Annotated in this window: 17 protein-coding genes; 15 read left to right on the top strand and 2 right to left on the bottom strand. The window is 62.2% G+C overall.

Annotation, left to right across the window (positions count from 1 at the left end; all coding sequences use genetic code 11):
* The first annotated feature begins 181 nt into the window (after positions 1–181).
* The 3 genes from yabN (at position 182) to H7C19_RS02565 (ending at position 2,417) form a co-directional block, all read left to right on the top strand.
* Positions 182–1,663: a bifunctional methyltransferase/pyrophosphohydrolase YabN gene (gene yabN, locus H7C19_RS02555; RefSeq protein ID WP_185141010.1), complete on the top strand. Its 1,482-nt coding sequence runs from the start codon at positions 182–184 to the stop codon at positions 1,661–1,663.
* 196 nt (positions 1,664–1,859) lie between these two features.
* Positions 1,860–2,132 (top strand): non-specific DNA-binding protein Hbs, encoded by a 273-nt coding sequence (gene hbs / locus H7C19_RS02560; RefSeq protein ID WP_185141011.1) that lies wholly within the window; start codon positions 1,860–1,862, stop codon positions 2,130–2,132.
* Positions 2,133–2,135: 3 nt separating this feature from the next.
* A complete protein-coding gene (locus H7C19_RS02565; protein WP_185141012.1) occupies positions 2,136–2,417 on the top strand; it encodes an RNA-binding S4 domain-containing protein in 282 nt (93 codons plus the stop codon).
* 159 nt (positions 2,418–2,576) lie between these two features.
* Here H7C19_RS02565 and H7C19_RS02570 read toward each other — a convergent pair whose 3' ends face one another.
* Positions 2,577–3,065 carry a hypothetical protein gene (locus tag H7C19_RS02570; RefSeq protein ID WP_185141013.1) on the bottom strand — a complete coding sequence of 163 codons (489 nt, stop codon included), beginning with the start codon at positions 3,063–3,065 and terminating at the stop codon, positions 2,577–2,579.
* A gap of 420 nt (positions 3,066–3,485) precedes the next feature.
* Between H7C19_RS02570 and H7C19_RS02575 the strand changes: the two genes are divergently transcribed.
* From H7C19_RS02575 to H7C19_RS02620, 10 genes are all read left to right on the top strand, one after another.
* On the top strand, positions 3,486–4,634 hold the full coding sequence (locus tag H7C19_RS02575) for a serine hydrolase domain-containing protein (protein ID WP_185141053.1): 1,149 nt from the start codon (positions 3,486–3,488) through the stop codon (positions 4,632–4,634).
* A gap of 12 nt (positions 4,635–4,646) precedes the next feature.
* Positions 4,647–5,969 carry a serine hydrolase domain-containing protein gene (locus H7C19_RS02580; protein ID WP_185141014.1) on the top strand — a complete coding sequence of 441 codons (1,323 nt, stop codon included), beginning with the start codon at positions 4,647–4,649 and terminating at the stop codon, positions 5,967–5,969.
* Positions 5,966–6,784 (top strand): ABC transporter permease, encoded by an 819-nt coding sequence (locus H7C19_RS02585; protein WP_185141015.1) that lies wholly within the window; start codon positions 5,966–5,968, stop codon positions 6,782–6,784. The genes H7C19_RS02580 and H7C19_RS02585 overlap by 4 nt, the downstream gene beginning before the upstream one ends.
* A complete protein-coding gene (locus tag H7C19_RS02590; protein WP_185141016.1) occupies positions 6,781–7,563 on the top strand; it encodes an ABC transporter permease in 783 nt (260 codons plus the stop codon). Before H7C19_RS02585 ends, H7C19_RS02590 begins: the two co-directional genes overlap by 4 nt.
* A 23-nt stretch (positions 7,564–7,586) precedes the next feature.
* Entirely contained in the window at positions 7,587–8,600 is a 1,014-nt protein-coding gene (locus tag H7C19_RS02595) for an ABC transporter ATP-binding protein (RefSeq protein ID WP_185141017.1), read from the top strand.
* Between the two features lie 20 nt (positions 8,601–8,620).
* A complete protein-coding gene (locus H7C19_RS02600; RefSeq protein WP_246469269.1) occupies positions 8,621–9,469 on the top strand; it encodes a DNA alkylation repair protein in 849 nt (282 codons plus the stop codon).
* A 256-nt stretch (positions 9,470–9,725) separates the two neighbouring features.
* Entirely contained in the window at positions 9,726–10,007 is a 282-nt protein-coding gene (yabP, locus tag H7C19_RS02605) for a sporulation protein YabP (RefSeq protein ID WP_185141018.1), read from the top strand.
* Positions 10,004–10,597: a spore cortex biosynthesis protein YabQ gene (yabQ, locus tag H7C19_RS02610; protein WP_185141019.1), complete on the top strand. Its 594-nt coding sequence runs from the start codon at positions 10,004–10,006 to the stop codon at positions 10,595–10,597. Before yabP ends, yabQ begins: the two co-directional genes overlap by 4 nt.
* 145 nt (positions 10,598–10,742) lie before the next feature.
* Positions 10,743–11,063, top strand: coding sequence for an FtsB family cell division protein (locus tag H7C19_RS02615; RefSeq protein WP_185141020.1), 321 nt, complete (start codon positions 10,743–10,745; stop codon positions 11,061–11,063).
* Between the two features lie 242 nt (positions 11,064–11,305).
* Positions 11,306–11,752, top strand: coding sequence for a S1 domain-containing RNA-binding protein (locus tag H7C19_RS02620; protein WP_185141021.1), 447 nt, complete (start codon positions 11,306–11,308; stop codon positions 11,750–11,752).
* A gap of 120 nt (positions 11,753–11,872) precedes the next feature.
* On the opposite strand, the gene H7C19_RS02625 is transcribed toward H7C19_RS02620, so the two are convergent.
* Positions 11,873–12,535, bottom strand: coding sequence for a peptidylprolyl isomerase (locus tag H7C19_RS02625; protein ID WP_376775308.1), 663 nt, complete (start codon positions 12,533–12,535; stop codon positions 11,873–11,875).
* Positions 12,536–12,928: 393 nt separating this feature from the next.
* On the opposite strand from H7C19_RS02625, the gene spoIIE reads away from it, so the two are divergent.
* Positions 12,929–15,508, top strand: coding sequence for a stage II sporulation protein E (gene spoIIE, locus H7C19_RS02630; protein WP_185141023.1), 2,580 nt, complete (start codon positions 12,929–12,931; stop codon positions 15,506–15,508).
* A 1-nt stretch (position 15,509) separates the two neighbouring features.
* Entirely contained in the window at positions 15,510–16,343 is an 834-nt protein-coding gene (locus H7C19_RS02635) for a hypothetical protein (RefSeq protein WP_185141024.1), read from the top strand.
* Positions 16,344–16,462: the final 119 nt, after the last annotated feature.

Raw genomic sequence — 16,462 nt, forward strand, 5'->3', positions numbered from 1 at the left:
CCCGCGCGACTGGCCCGCGCTGCCAGGCCTCGCCGGCTCGCGCCTGGGGCGCGGGCTCGCCCGGCTGCACCCCGACGCGCGGCGCTCGCGCCGCGGCGCCACGGATACGGCGGGCTCCGATTCCCGCTGAACCGCGCTGTCTGAAGCTTACATACGCCCGAAAACGAAAGGATGATCACGCATGCCTCCATCCCTGACTGTCGTCGGACTCGGTTCCGGCGGGGAAGACCAACTGACGCTCGGCATCTTGAAGACGCTGGAGGGCGCGCGTCTGCGCTATGCGCGCACGAGCGGCCACCCGGCGATCGACGACTTGCGGGCGCGCGGGATCGCGTTCGAATCGTTCGACGCGCTGTACGAGCGCCGCGAGCAGTTCGAGCAAGTGTACGAAGACATCGCGGGCACCCTGCTGCGCGCCGCGTCCGAGCACCCGGACGAGCCCGTGGTCTATGCCGTTCCCGGCCATCCGATGGTCGCCGAACGCGCCGTTCAACTGCTGCGCGAACGCGCCGCCGGCGCGGGCGTAGCCTTGCGGATCCTGGGCGGCGAGAGCTTCCTGGACCAGGCGTTCGTCCGCCTCGGTTTCGACCCGATCGAGGGCTTCCAACTGCTCGACGCGACCGATCTGAGACGGGAGCATCTGCGCCCGAGGTTGCATACGGTCATCGGTCAAGTGTATGATGCCTACACGGCATCCGACGCGAAGCTGACGCTCATGAGCGTCTATCCGGACGATCACGAGATCGTCGTGGGACAAGCGCTCGGCGTGCCGGGGGAAGAGCGGATTCACCGCATTCCGCTGCACGAGCTGGACCGGCTCCAGGATTACGGGAATCTCACGCTGGTCTACGTGCCCGCGAGCGGCGACGAGCGGCTCAGCCGCCGTTCGTTCGAACGCCTGCATGAGATCGTCGCGATTCTCCGCAGTCCCGAAGGCTGCCCTTGGGACCGCGAGCAGACGCATCAGTCGATCCGGCGCAACTTCATCGAAGAGACGTTCGAGGCCGTCGAAGCGCTCGATCTCGACGATCCGGACGGCATGAAGGAAGAGTTCGGCGACGTCCTGCTGCAGGTGCTGCTGCACAGCCAGATGGAAGAGGAAGCGGGCGCCTTCGACGTGTACGACGTATTGGCCGAGCTGAACGACAAGCTGATCTTCCGCCATCCGCACGTGTTCGGCGGCGACGATGCGTCCGATGCCGAGGAAGCGCTCCGCAATTGGGAAGCGATGAAGGCCGAGGAGAAGCGCCGCAAGGGCATTCCCGAGCGCCAGTCGCTGATGGACGGCATTCCGAAGGATCTGCCCGCGCTGCCGCGGGCGCACAAGATTCAGAAGAAGGCGGCCGGCGTCGGCTTCGACTGGCCCGACTTGAACGGCGTATTCGACAAGATCGCGGAAGAACTGGACGAGCTGAAGACCGCCGTCTCTAGCGAATCGGCGGAGCGCCAGCGCGACGAATTGGGAGACTTGCTGTTCGCCGTCGTGAACGCTTCGCGCTTCATCAAGGCCGATCCGGAGGAGGCTCTCGCCGGGACGAACCGGAAGTTCGCAATCCGATTCCAATATATCGAAGAGCGACTACGTATAAGCGGCCGCACGTTTGACCAAACTGATTTACTAGAGATGGAAGGCTGGTGGCAAGAGGCCAAGCAGCGTTCCTGACCGGTCCGGGAGCCGCCGAATTCGGCACCGTTCAAGCATTTTCTTGCTTTTTCGCGAAAAAAGTTTGTCCATCGTGCAGGATTTTTTTAGCAAAGGCAGAATAGTTATCATCGTGCCCTACTCACAACCACGCTTTCTAGCGCCACGGCGCAAAGAAAAAAATTTGATTCTCTATTTACGGGAGGAATATCAAACCATGAACAAAACCGATCTGATCAACAACATCGCAGAAAAAAGCGGCTTGACGAAAAAAGACGTAGAATCCGTACTGAACGGCTTCCTGGGCGAAGTTACGGACGCGCTCGCTAGCGGCGACAAAGTCCAACTGATCGGCTTCGGCACGTTCGAGACCCGCAGCCGCTCCGGCCGCGTGGGCCGCAACCCGCAAACGGGCAAGTCCATCACGATCGCCGCTTCCAAAGTTCCCGCTTTCAAAGCCGGCAACAAACTGAAAGACGCCGTAAAGTAATTCATGCGTCTTGATAAATTTCTGAAGGTGTCGCGCCTCATCAAGCGCCGCACCGTTGCGAAGGACGTGTCCGATCAAGGGCGCGTCCTTCTCAATGGTCGGGAAGCGAAGCCGAGCGCCGACGTGAAGATCGGCGACGAGCTGGAGATCCAGTACGGGCAGCGTATTCTGACCGTCCGGGTGGAGAGGCTGGCGGAGTCGACCAAGAAGGAAGACGCGGAGGGACTGTACGCCGTGCTCAAGGAAGAGGTCCGCAAGCGAGAGGACGACGGGCTGCTGTTGTGATAGCAGGAGTCCTACTCCGGCCGTAAGTTAGATTCGATAGGCAAAGAAGGCCTTTCCCGAATGGCGGGAAGGTCTTCTTTTGGTTAGGCGGGGCACGATTCGCAGCGGCGGGCACGGCTTTTCTAAATCCCGGTCGTCCTCTTGAATCGCTCTCCAGATTTAAGGCGTCACAGGTACGCCCATCGATTTTAAATCGTCGAAGTACCAGGTCTTGTAACCGTCTATCGGCCGATCTGTCGCCCCCTCGACCCCCGGTCCGTAATAGTCGGAAGTATATTGGTAATCGGCCTTGTCCTTTTGCGTGCCGTAGAAGCGAATGATCATGTCCGGATACCGGCGATCGTCCTTGGCGTAATTTTTAAAGTAGGACTCTTCAATGGCGGTCTGCTGGAATTCCTGAGAAAGAATGAGCGCTTTCGTCTTCAAGAAGATTTCCTTGTCCGCCTCTCGGTCCGACTTCCGATTCAGACGGTAGTTAAACGCGACTTGGGTGGGCGCCATTTGGATTTTGAGGTCTTTAAATTCCTTATGCTCCGAACGAACCTTTTTCTTAAATTCGGTTAATTGTTGGGTTTGGACGTTCTTATGGGTCATGCAGCCGGCTAAAAGAAAGAGAAAGGCCAACAACGTTGTCGCGAATTTCCTCACCGGGAACCCCCCTTCAAGTACAAAGGATAGCGCTATGGAGAAACCATAGAACTATCCTTTATTTTATGCGATTTTTATTGGAAGTACATTACCCCGCCCTGAAGCCATCCATTGGCCATCGCGTCAAAATGGACCCGGTAATCGATGCTGCGGCGCTGACCCCAAGTGGAGACGGCAATCCAACGGTTGTCGTTTACGCGACAGGCGAGTTGATAGAGAGGCCGGCCTTCATATAATTGGCTACATTATCCAGCGCGAAGAATGCAGAGCTTTTCACCCCGCTCAGGGTAACCCCGCGGTCCTTTGCATTGTTTAGAAAACCTTTAATGGACAGACGAACGTGTGATCGCTTAAAATAGGGTCACTTCCTGGCTATTGTCAACATGTACCAAATTGGACGAGAGGATTTGGTATGAATTGATGGAGACGACTGCGTTACATCATGGCCAGACGGACACCGGCCCGGAGGAGACGGGCTACGATTCGGCCGCCCTGCGGCGGCTGAACGAACATTATGCGGCGTTGATCGCCGACGGGACGCTCCAAGGCGCGTCCTACCTGCTGGCGCGGGACGGCCGCATCTTCGCCCATTCGGCGATGGGCAAACGTTCCTATCGGGAAGACGGCCCCGACCTGCTGCCGGATACCATCCGCAAGACTTACTCCATCACGAAGATGGTGACCGCCGCCGCCATCCTGCAGCTGATCGACCGCGGCCAGATCTATCTTAACCAGCCGGTCAGCACCATCCTGCCCCCTTTCGATACGCCCATGCACCGCGACATTACGCTTTTCCATCTCTTGACGCACACTTCCGGCATGAGGCCGGATCCGGGCTTCCGCGAGGAGCCGCACCAGCTCCCTTGGTTCGAATGGGGGATCCGCGAGCGCCGGCGGATCGACCCTAGCACCGATTGGATCCGAATCGCCATGAGCGGACCTCTTACCGCCGAGACGGGCAAGGAATGGCAGTACTCGACGGTCGGCTACGCCCTCTTAGGCGAGGTCGTCAGCCGCGTCTCCGGCTTGTCTTACGCGGAATATATCGAACGGGAGATCCTGATTCCGCTCGGCATGAACCGTTCCTACTTCCTGATCCCCGAGGGACTGCGGTCCGAAGTGTGCGTCACCAATCCGTGGGAAGAACGGAACCTGGACAAGATCTCTTATGAATCCGGCGAGCCGCCGACGGCCGGCAACGGCATGTACGCGAGCCTGCGGGATCTGTACCGTTTCGGCCAGATGCTGCTGAACGGAGGCGGCTTGGACGGCAAGACGATTCTGTCCCCGCGAGCAGTCGCCCTCATGACCCGCAACCACCTGTCCGGCGTCCGGATGCAGGGCTGGGGCGCGAACGAGCGGAATTTCCGCTACGGCCTCGGCGTCTCCCTGGACGATCTGGACCTTTGCTCGCCGGGCACCTTCAGCCATGAAGGCTACGGCCGCAGCGGGCTGTACGTCGATCCGCAGGAGCGGCTCGTCTTTGCCTATCTGGCGCCGAGCCGCAGCGATTATTCGGAAGCCGCCGTCGTTGCGCCCAAGGCCATCGTCTGGTCGGGTATTCAATAGGGGGACCGGGACATGCCAATCATAGAAACGCTTAACCGGTGGACGCCGCAAGAGGCCGGATTCCGTCCGGAGGCGCTGGCCGCGTTAGACGAGCATTTCCGCAAGCTGGTCGCCGACCGCAGAATGCAATGCGGGTCCTACTTGATCGCGCGGGAAGGTCGAATCTTCGCGGAGGCGGCGTTCGGGAGCCGGACGTTCCGAGCGGGATCGGCATCCGAATCGGGGTCGGCATCCGGATCGGAATCGGCAGCCGTAGCAGAATCGTCCTCGGGAACGGACTCGTCCCCAGCAGCGGACTCGGAAGCCGCCCCGCAATCGAGTTCGGCTCCAGCTTCGGAAGACGACCTGCTTCGAACCGACTCCATCCGGCGGATCGCCTCGATCACGAAGCTGTTCGTCGCCGTGGGTATTTTTCAACTGATCGAGCAGGGCAAGCTGAACTTGCGTCAGCCGGTCTCGCATTGGATCGAGGAGTTCAAGCATCCGAAGCATGCGGGAATCCGCGTCTGGCATCTGTTGACGCATACTTCGGGAATCTGGCCCGACCCGGGTTATTACACCGAGCCGTACCCGTTCGGTTCCTGGGACGTGCGGTTCGCCTTCGAACCCGAATCGGAGGGCCCGTTCGCCGTGAAGGACGAGGAGGCGGCGCTGAAGCTGCGCCGTTCGGCCTGGATTCGCGCGATGCTCGCGGGAAGCCCGGGCGGCGAGCCCGGCCGGGAGTGGCGTTACTCGTCGATCGGGTACTCGGTCTTGGGCGAGATCATCAGCCGGGCTAGCGGGATGCCGTTCGAGACGTATATTCTGCGGCATATCACGGAGCCGCTAGGCATGTCGCGCACGTTCTTCGAGGTGCCGGAGGCGCTGCACGGAGAAGTATGCGTCACGATCGATTGGGACGAGCGGCGCCTTACGGACAAGCGGGATCGCACGTTCGACCCCCCGCGCGCGGGAGGCGGGCTGCATTCGACGCTCGGGGACCTGTTCAAGTTCGGTCAGATGCTGCTGGACAACGGCGTCTACGGCGGAACGCGCATCCTCTCCCGCAAGTCCGTCGAGCGCATGACCCGGGACCATCTCGCCGGACAAGACGTGTTCGGCTTCTGCTGGGGCGGCCGCGTCCCCGCGATGAAGCACGGGTTGGGTCCGGGCTTGACGGGGGACGACGAGTGGTACGCGCCGGGCTCCTACGGCCATGAGGGCGCCGGCCGCAGCAAGCTGCTCCTCGATCCGAGCCGCCGCGCCGTCATCGTCTACTTCGTGCCGTCCAATCTGGATTGGGTGCCGGAGTCGCTCCTCATGACGAACAATCTGATCGGATCGGGTTGGCAATGAATCCAGTCGTCCACCTATGGCAATCCGTACGCGCCATAGGGTTCGCTACCTACAAGGAATGGGCCGCCTATCGCTCCCACATGGCGGTCTCCTTGTTGGTCGGACCGGTCTACTTTCTCGTGCAATATATGATCTGGCACGCGATCTACGAGGGCAAGGACGCGATCAACGGCTTGACGCTGGCGCAGATGCTGTCTTACTTCGGGATCGCCGCCGTCGTCAACTACTTCGCCTTCGACTTCGCCGACTGGAACTTGCAGATGCTGGTCCGGACCGGGAAGTTCGTCACCTTCGCGCTGCGTCCGATGCCGCACTGGCTGTTCGCGCTCGCGCAGAAGCTCGGACATCGGTCCTTGGGCTTCGCGATCGAATGCGTGCCCGTCTTCCTCATCTTCCTGTTCGTCTTCCGCATCGACCTGAAGCCCGCCGCCCCGGGGTGGGCGGCGATCTCCATCGCGCTCAGCTTCCTGATGAACTTCATGGTCAATTACTGCGTCGGCCTGACCGCGTTCTGGCTGGTGCGCGCGGAGGGCGTAAGGCGGGTCTTCCTGCTCCTCAAGGACATCAGCGCGGGCTTGTTCGTGCCGTTGTCCTTTTTCCCGGGATGGGCGCAGCATGTGCTGTTCTACCTTCCGTTCCAGTTCATCACCTACGTCCCGACCCGGGTATACGTCGGGAAATACGAGCTCGCGGGCATGCATCTGTCTCTGCCGGGCATCGTCGGGCTGCAAGCCGGCGCGACCGCGATCGTAGCCGGCTTGATGCTGCTCCTGTACCGCCAAGCGCTGAGACGGTTTACGGGGGTGGGCGTATGATCGGCGTGCTCGCCTGCATCGGCGTCGTGCTGCGAACGAAGCTGGCCGCGCAGATGGCTTACCGGAGCCACTTTGTCCTGAGCGTCCTGCTGCTCATCGTCGGCGATCTGATCGTGCCGATGATCACCGTGCTGGTCTATCGGTCCGGCGCATCGCTGCCGGGATGGACGCTGCACGAGGCGCTGCTGGTGCAGGGCATATTCGGCTTGGCGAAGGGGATCGCCTTCCCGCTCTTCTTCGGGATGGTCGGCGCCACGCTCTCTCAGGTGCGGGAGGGCACCTTCGACCTGCTGCTGCTGAAGCCCCGCCCCACCTTGTTCATGACGATGCTGAGCGGCATCGATCCGGACGACTTCGGCCGTCTGGTCAGCGGGGGCGTCTTGTTCGGCTACGCGATCTCGGGCATCCCGTCGCCGAGTCCGGTTCAGTGGCTGCTGTTCGCGGCCTGGTTCCTGGCGTCGCTGGCGGTTCTGTTCGCCTTCTCGCTGCTGCTGTCGGGTCTGCTGTTCCGTTGGGTAGGGAGCAGCCGGGTCTACGATATTTTCGACTCGGTGACGAGCTTCGGGATGTATCCCGGCACTATCTACGCCAAGTCGTTCCAACAGCTGCTCACCTATGTCATCCCGGTCGGTCTGATCGCGTTCGTGCCGGCTTCCACGCTGCTCGGCCGCGCGGGCGGGGGATATGCGTGGGCTGCGGCGTCGGCGGCATTATTCCTGTCGGTTGGGGTCTTCTACTGGCATCGGATGCTGCGGGGCTATACGAGCGCCGGAGGCTAATCCGGAAGGGAGGAACGCAAGCCATGATCGAAGTGAGCCGTCTCACCAAATGCTATATGACGCATGAACGCGGACATACGCTGCGCGAGATCGCGGCGAATCTGATCCGCAGGCCGGTCCGGGAGGTCCGCGCCGTAGACGGGATCTCGTTCTCCGTCGACCGGGGAGAGATCGTCGCCTTCCTGGGTCCGAACGGCGCCGGCAAGTCGACGACGCTGAAGATGCTGACCGGCGTGCTTCATCCGACCTCGGGAGAGGCGAGCGTCATGGGCATGGTGCCTTGGAGACAGCGCAGCGCCTACGTGAAACGCATCGGCGCCGTGTTCGGGCAGAAGTCCCAGTTGCTCTGGGACATCCCGCCGATCGACGCATTCTATATGAACAAAGCCATCTACGGCGTCCCGGAGCCGGCCTACCGCCGAACGCTCGACCAACTGGTCGAGCTCCTGGACGTAGGAGAACTCATCCGCAAGCCGACCCGGCAGCTCTCGCTGGGCGAGCGCATGAAGTGCGAGTTCATCATGGCGATGCTGCATCAGCCGGATCTCGTGTTCCTGGACGAACCGACGATCGGTCTCGACATGATCGCCAAGGAGCGGATCCGCGGCTTCATCGCCGACATGAACCGCCAGGGCGTCACCTTTATCCTGACGACGCATGATCTGGACGACGTAGAGGCGCTGGCGCGGCGAGCGATCGTCATCAACCGCGGCGAGATCGTCTTCGACGACGAGCTGCATGTCCTGCGCAGCCGTTTAGGCGGCCGCAAGGCCATCCGCGTCACGACCGAGACGCCCCTCCCCGATTCGCCGCTGCCCGGCGTCGAGATCGTCCGGCGTACGCACGCGCTGGAGGCCGACATCGAGATCGATACCGCGGTCCTCCCGCTCAAGCGGCTCATCGGCGAGCTGAACGACCGGTACGGCATTCACGATATGTCCATCGAGCCGCTGTCGATCGAGACGGTGATCAAGGAATTGTATCTCGGACCGGTCGAACAGGAGTCGGCCGCTTCGACTGCGGGGCGCAGCGAATAAGAGACAGGCAAGAGGGGATCATGGCGCAACGTCGAAGGCGAACCGCGCAAGACATAAGCGAAGATAGCGTCAACAACAGCGCCAAGACGAGCGCCAAGACGAGCGCCAAGACGAGCGCCAACACGAGCACCAAGACCATAACAGCGAAGATACGCCCAAAGAAAGCGAGGCTATCCATGAACAAGCCGATCGACCCCGAAGCCTACGCCGCCGATCTGGCGTCGTTGCTGCGCGCGCATGCCCATCCTGCCGAAGCCGTCCGGATGGCGGCCTATATGAAGAACCGCTATCCCTTCTTCGGCATCAAGTCGCCCGCGCGCGAAGCCCTGACTCGGCAGTTCGCCGCCGAGCGCGGCATCCCCGAAGGGGATGCGCTGGAGCGCGTAGTCTTGGCGCTATGGGCGCAGCCGGAGCGGGAGCTGCAGAACGTCGCCATGTCCTTGCTGGAGAAGCGCGTCAAGCGGGCCGACCGCGGACAGGCGGACCTGCTGGAACGGCTGATCGCGGACAAGTCGTGGTGGGACACCGTCGACATGCTCGCGGGCAAGCTGGCGGGCACGCTGTTCGCCAAGTACCCGGATCTGATCCCGGCGTACCCCGACCGCTGGATCCTTTCGGACAACCTATGGCTGCGGCGTTCCGCGCTGCTCTTCCAGCTGTCCTATCGGGAGCGGACCGACACGGAGCGGTTGTTCCGCTATATCCGGCTGTGCGCGGGCGAAGCGGACTTTTTCATCCGCAAAGCGATCGGCTGGGCGCTGCGGCAGTATGCGCGGACGGATGCGGACGCCGTACGCGCCTTCGTGCGCGACACCCCTCTGTCGCCGCTGAGCGTTCGCGAGGCGCTGAAGCGTATCGGCTCCGACTAAGCGTCATCCTGCCGCGCGTCCGGCTTCGCCGCCATCCCCGGCCCTGCCGCCTGCCTTCCAAGCGTGCCCGCCGCCCGATCAGGCGCCGTCCCCCGCTCATCGGCTTCACAGGCTTCGCCGACGCCAACCGATCGGCTCCCTCTTAACGTCCGCGGTCCCGCCGCAGCCTCCGAATCTCTTTTCCCCGCGCCGCCTGCCGCCCTGTTCTATTCTGCCAAGCCCTCCCATATGCTAGTCTCAAAAGGAGGGACGTGCCATGGACCAAGGGAAAAGCGGCAAGCGGCAGGAGATCCGCATGCAGAACCGCAAGGTGATGGATATCACCGGGGTGAGCAACGTGGAGAGCTTCGACAACGAGGAGTTTCTCCTCGATACGGAGTGCGGGTTCCTGGCGGTGCGCGGACAGAACCTTCACATGAAGAACTTAAGCCTCGAACAAGGGCTGGTGTCGATCGAGGGATACATCAACTCCCTCGTCTATATGGACGGCAACACCGGCGGGAAGTCGAAGGGCTTGTTCGGGAAGTTGTTTAAGTGAACGCGGCAGTCCACTGGGCTACCATCGGAGCCATGGTGCTATGCGGGCTCGGGATGGGCGCCCTGTTCGACGTCTATCGCGTGTCGAGCCGCCGCTTCCATCTCGCCCGCTGGCTGCTGCCCGCGTTCGATCTCCTGTATTGGGTGGCCGCGACGATCGTCGTCTTCCGCGTGCTGCTCGCGAACAATTTGGGCGAAGTGCGCTTGTACGTATTCCTGGGACTTGGCATCGGCATTACGGGCTACTTCGGTTTGTTCAGCCCGTTCGTCATCAAGCTCACCTCCGGCACGATTACGGTTGTCGGCAGGCTGTTCCGGCTGATCTGGCGGACGTTCCGCACCTTGCTGCTGAATCCCTTCCTCTGGATCGTGCGCATGCTTGCGCGTCTCTTGGATATCGCGTTCATCGTGACCGCAGCGATTCTGCTGTGGCTGTTCCGGCTGCTGCTGAAGCCGTTGGCCCCGCTCGGGCGCTGGCTGTGGGCCAAGCTCCTCCCGGTCCGGCGTTCCGCGCGCAAGGTTCAAGCCAAGTTTCAAGCGGTCCTGAAGCGGGTAAAGGAGATCTGGGAGCTCCTCCAGAAGAAGCTCTGATTCGCCTGCGTGCGGGAGTCCGCTTCTTCGACAGGGCTCGTCCGGGTACCTAAGCCCGAAGAAGGATATGTTCCCCCCACCAAATTATGCTATAATAGTCGCGTCTATAGGCTGAACCGTGAACAAAAGGAGGGGAGCATCAGCCATGGCTGCACACAACGCGACTACAACTACGCCGGTCTCGGTCGGCGCCAGACGACGTCTAAAGCTGCTGCTGCTCGTCGTTGCCTTGTTCATGAGCTGGGCTGCCTATACCTTGATCGTCCAGCAGCACCATACCGGCGAACGCGCGAGCCAGATGCGCGCCGCGAAGGACAAGCTCACCCAAGTCCAACAGAAGAACGCGCAGCTGCAGAAGGAGATCGAGCGGCTGAACGATGACGAGTACATTGGACAGATTGCCAGACAGCAGGGAATGGGCCTGCCGGGCGAACAGTCCATCCATATGGAGAAGCCTTCGCCCTGAAGCCCGAGAGGCCAAGCGTGGACGGGGACGAACGTCTGTTGACCTTGCTTTTCGCAATCGGTTATAATCGGCATAGCCGGACTTATCCAAAGTAAAAACGGCCTCGCCGTCCTCTGAGGAGGGCGATACGTTTTTATCGTAGACGATTTCGAAAAGATAGGTGTAAACTTATCTTGCCGAATCGTGATACTAAGCCGATTCACGTCTCGGCACACTTTGTTCAGGGAGGAACATCGGTTTTTATGGCCATCGAAGTGGGCTCCAAATTGGAGGGTAAAGTAACCGGTATCACGCATTTCGGAGCTTTCGTGGATCTGTCGGGAGGCGTGACGGGTCTCGTGCACATCTCCGAGATCGCAGACAGCTATGTCAAAGACGTTCACGAGCATTTAAAGATTAACGACATGGTCACCGTCAAGGTCATCAACGTGGACAAGGACGGAAAGATCGGGCTGTCGATCCGGCAAGCGGTAGACAAACCGCCGGAGCAACAACAGCAACAGATGCCGCCACGCGGGCCACGAGGCGGAGGCGATCGCGGCGGAAGGAACTTCAGACCGGGAGGACCGGGCCGCGCCACTTTCGAGGACAAGATGTCTCGCTTCCTGAAGGACAGCGAAGAGCGCATTTCCAACCTGAAGAAGAGCACCGAATCCAAACGCGGCGGACGCGGCGGACGTCGTTCGTAAGCCGAACCGCGAACGCGATTATAGAACCATAGAAAAAGCCGGACCCAGGGGGTCCGGCTTATTTGTGCGTTAAGGCGTGCATGGGCATGGCGTCATGGCGTTAGCGCGAAGCCTGGCGGCTTAGGAAACCTTCTCCGGCTCCGGATAGTTCACGCCTTTCGTGTCGACCGTCACCTTCTTCATGATCGGCATCTTGACGGGCTTGTCCTGCGCGTCCGTCTCCACGTTCACGATCTCGTCGACCGTCTCGATGCCCGACGTTACGATGCCGAAGGCGGCATACTTGCCGTCCAGCGTCGCATTCTCCGCGACCATGATGAAGAATTGGGACCCTGCCGTGTCGTTGCTCTGCGCCCGGGCCATCGAGATGACGCCGCGCTTGTGCAGCAGGTCGTTCTTGAAGCCGTTGGCTTCGAATTCGCCCTTGATCGCATAGCCGGGCCCGCCCGATCCTCTGCCGTCGGGATCGCCGCCCTGGATCATGAAGTTCGGAATGACGCGGTGGAATCCGAGCCCGTCATAGAAGCCCTTCTTCACGAGCGAGATGAAGTTGTTCACCGTATTGGGCGCGACTTGGGGGAAAAGCTCGAGCGTAATCTTTTTGCCGCTGTCCATCTCGATGGTGACGACCGGATTCGGGCCGGGAGAGGCGCTGGGGGAAGCTTGCGGGGCCGAAGCGGCCGGCGTATCGTTCATGTTCCTCTTGCCGCAGCCTGCGGCGACGATCGCGATCGCGAAGATCAGGATCAGCATCGCTACCGTTTTTCGATTGACGTGAATCAAGCGGGTGACCTCCTTAGACGTTGATGCCACCCGTATCATAGCATACAATCCTTCGGGGATTCCATTTGAAAAACAGGCAGACTTAATTCGCCTTTGTGCGGCAAAGGCGTGCGAACGCCGTCTACGGCGCGGTGGCGAATCGCCGTCGGATGACGGCGGTTTCCGTCCGGGTGGGGAGGGGCGCGGTGGGGCGATCGGCCTGCGGGACAGCGGTCCGGCCGTTCAGCCGCGCGGGTTTGACGCGCGTCCCGGCGATGTCGGCACGGCGCGTCCGGATCTGTCGGAAAAAACTTTTCGTTCGCCAACGCCGTCTGACAAACTTCATGAATGGACGCTCCTATAATTAGAGGCACTCACTCTTTTGAGGAATCGAGAAACGAGGTGCATTCATTCATGGACAAGCCGTCCGTCATTCCGTTCGTGCCGCGTCCCGGCCAGTCAGGTCAACAGCAGGCCCCGAGCGGGAAAAGGAGAGGAAGGCCATGGTTCGCAAAGCGGCGCGCGCGACGGGCGAACGAGGAACGGCCGCCTCAGCCCGAAGCGGTCAGAGAGGGGCGGTGGGTCGCTTGGCAACGGTCGATCCGGGAATACCAATGGCTCGCGATGGTCCTGATCGTCGGTTTCTTATTAGGACGCGCGTCCATGTTGGAGGGCATTGCGCCGTTTGCGGCGGCGTACTTCGGCGTCATGCTCTATTTGCGCAGGGAGCAGGCTTTCTGGGCGGCGCTTGCCTTGATCGGCGGGAGCTTCTGGGCGGCGCATCCGACCCCGCTTGTGATCGTTGCGGAGATCGGCGTCATCTATCTGCTGTATCGCGGCTTGGAAGCTTATGAGCGGGCGGACTTGTCCCATGCGCCGGTCGTCGTCTTCTCAGCCGACCTGCTGGTGCGGCTGTTCCATACGATGATGATGGACAAGACGGACTGGCTGCCGTACGTGCTCACGGCGGTCGAAGCCGGACTCGCGCTCGTGCTTACGCTGCTCTTCGTCCATGCGGTGCCGATCCTCGCCAAACCGTCGCGTTCGGTGCGCCTGCGGCACGAGGAATGGATCGGCCTCATGATCCTGCTCGCCTCGATCATGACCGGGTTCGTCGGATGGACGGTCTACGGCGTCGCGACGGCAGCCGTGCTCACCCGCTATATCGTCCTGCTGTTCGCGATGTCCGCCGGCCCTGCGCTGGGCACGTCGGCAGGCGTCGTAGCGGGCATCATCCTCAGCTTGTCGGATCTCGGCGCGGTTCCTCAGATCAGCTTGCTGGCCTTCGGCGGACTCCTGGCGGGGCTGCTCCGGGAAGGCGGCAAGGCGGCGGCGGTCTTCGGCTTGCTCTTGGGAACGTCGGTGCTGGCGCTGTACACGGGCAGCTCGGCGGATACGATGGCCTCGGCTTGGGCCTCGGTGGCGGCGTCTCTCCTGCTGTTCGTCACGCCGCGGGCTTGGACGGACTCTATTGCAAAATATGTGCCGGGCACCTCGAATTATGCACAGAATCAGCAAGAATACGCCCAAAAAGTTCGGGACCTGACGGCGGCGCGGGTGGAGCGGTTCTCCGAGGTATTCCGCCAGCTGTCCACGAGCTTCCGCCAGCTGACGCAGGCCGGGGAGACGGCGCGTCAGAATCAGGACTTCAACCACTTCATCAACGCGGTGCACGAACGCAACTGCGGCACTTGCCACAAGCGGGGCCAGTGCTGGGACGGGCAGTTCTTCCAGACGTACAAGCTGATGACCGACCTGATGACGGCGGTCGAGGAGCAGCCGGAGATGACGGCAGGCAGCGTCCCGAAGACGTGGCACCGCCAGTGCGTGAAGATCCCGCAGGTGCTCGACACGCTGAAGCGGCAGTACGAGCTGTACCGCCACGATCTCCACTGGCGGACGCAGCTGCAGGACAGCCGCCTGCTCGTCGCGGACCAGCTGTCCGGCGTCTCGCAGGTCATGGACGACCTGGTCAGGGAGATCCGGCGCGAAGCGCAGGAGCAGAGCCACCACGAGGAGCAGATCCGGGACGCGCTCGACCGGCTCGGCCTGGCCATTCAACATATCGACATCATTAGTCTGGAGGAGGGACATATCGAGATCGAGATGGTGCACGCGTTCCGCCCCGGCTTCGACGAGTGCCGGAAGATCGTCGCGCCGCTGCTCTCCGACATCCTCGGCGAAGCGGTGTCGGTGCGGCATGAGCGGAGCCACGAGCAAGGCGGGCACCTGACTTCGGTGACGTTCGCCTCGGCCAAGGCGTACGAAGTCGAGACCGGCGTCGCGGGAGCGGCGAAGGACGGCGACCTGCTGTCGGGGGACAGCTTCAGCATGATCGAGCTTGGGAACGGCAAGTTCGCGGTCGCGCTGAGCGACGGCATGGGCAACGGCTCGCGGGCTCGCATGGAGAGCAGCGCCGCGCTGTCGATGCTCGAGCAGCTGCTGCAGTCGGGCATCGACGAGCAGCTCGCGATCAAGTCGGTCAACTCCGTGCTCCTGCTGCGCTCGCCGGAAGAGATGTTCGCCACCGTGGACCTGGCGCTCATCGATCTCTATTCGGCGCACGCGACGATGCTGAAGATCGGCTCGACCCCGAGCTTCATCAAGCGCGGCCGGGAGGTCATCCCGATCGCCGCGAACAACCTGCCGATCGGCATCCTGCAGGACATCGAGATCGACGTGCTGCGGGTTCAGCTGCAGCCGGGCGACACGCTCGTCATGATGACCGACGGCATCCTCGATTCGCCCGGACATGCCGTCCACGCGATGAACAAGGAGCTGTGGATGAAGCGGGTGCTGCAGGAGATCGACGGCGACGACTCGCAGGAGCTGGCCGACAGTCTGCTCGATACCGCGCTGCGGCAATTCCCCGGCGGCGACATCCGCGACGACATGACGGTGATCGTGACGCGCATCAGCAAGCATCAGCCCGAATGGGCGACATTCCGCTGGCCGGGGCTGTCCCGGTTGGAGCGGCCAAGGACGGTGAGCTGACATGGGCAAGCTGGCGGGCATTCGCTGGAACGGGCTGAAGGGGTTTAAAATCCGGCTGTATGCGGGTAAAAAGGGGGAGACGAGCATGATCGCGAGGAAGCTGAGGAGTACGGAAAGTACGGTCGGAGAAGAACAAGGGAACGAGGCGATTCGGGCGACTGCGGAGGTTGGCGCCGGTCAGGAGGCGGGCGTCACGCTGCCGGTCGTCGCGAACGAATCCCGTGCGGCGAGCGGCAAGGCGGTCGGCCTGCGACGCCTAACCGGCGCGACCGGCTTCCGGCTATCGGGCGTGAAGCTCGCGGGTCTCCAGCGCGGAGCCGCTCTGACGGTCGTCCGGCAGACGGGCATTCGCGTCTCGGCCGATGAAGCCGTCGTCAAGCGGTCGGTCTTCGGCGCGGCGCGGATAATGCCCGGGCTGGAGGACGCCACAGCAGGCGGATCTCAACCGCACCGCGAGCAAGCGAGCTTCCCGATTGCCGGCGGGCCGGATGCCCGCTTCGTGAAGGGCTTCACGCGCGGCGCAGGCTGGCTCGCTCCGCAGGACGCCGCCGTATCGGAACGTGACGGGCATGAGGGCCGTGAACAGCAGCAGCCGCGCCTGTGGCGCACGGCCGGAGAGACGGCCGCGGCCGTCCAATTACCGGCGGCCGGGAAGATGCGCCGATGGGCGCTCGTTCGCGCGCCGCGTGCGCAGCAGGGACCGGTCGTCGCGAGACGCGGCGCGTCCTTCGGGGCGCAGGCGCGAGGCGCTTCGGTGAGGCAGGGCCCGGAGGTCTCGATCACGGGGCCGCCGCAGAATGCGGCGGCGTCCGTCCCCGCCGGACACTCGCGTTAGCGTAAGATCAGACGCGGGCCTGCCAGCAGGAGCCGTCCCGGGGACATGCCGGAGCCCATTCGCCCGGGTGCCGCCGCAGCCGCTCCTCCTCGTCCGTACCGTCAGCCCTTCCTACTGAA

Origin of the sequence: Cohnella nanjingensis, assembly GCF_014212125.1 — a bacterium.
In the GTDB taxonomy this organism is placed as follows: domain Bacteria; phylum Bacillota; class Bacilli; order Paenibacillales; family Paenibacillaceae; genus Cohnella; species Cohnella nanjingensis.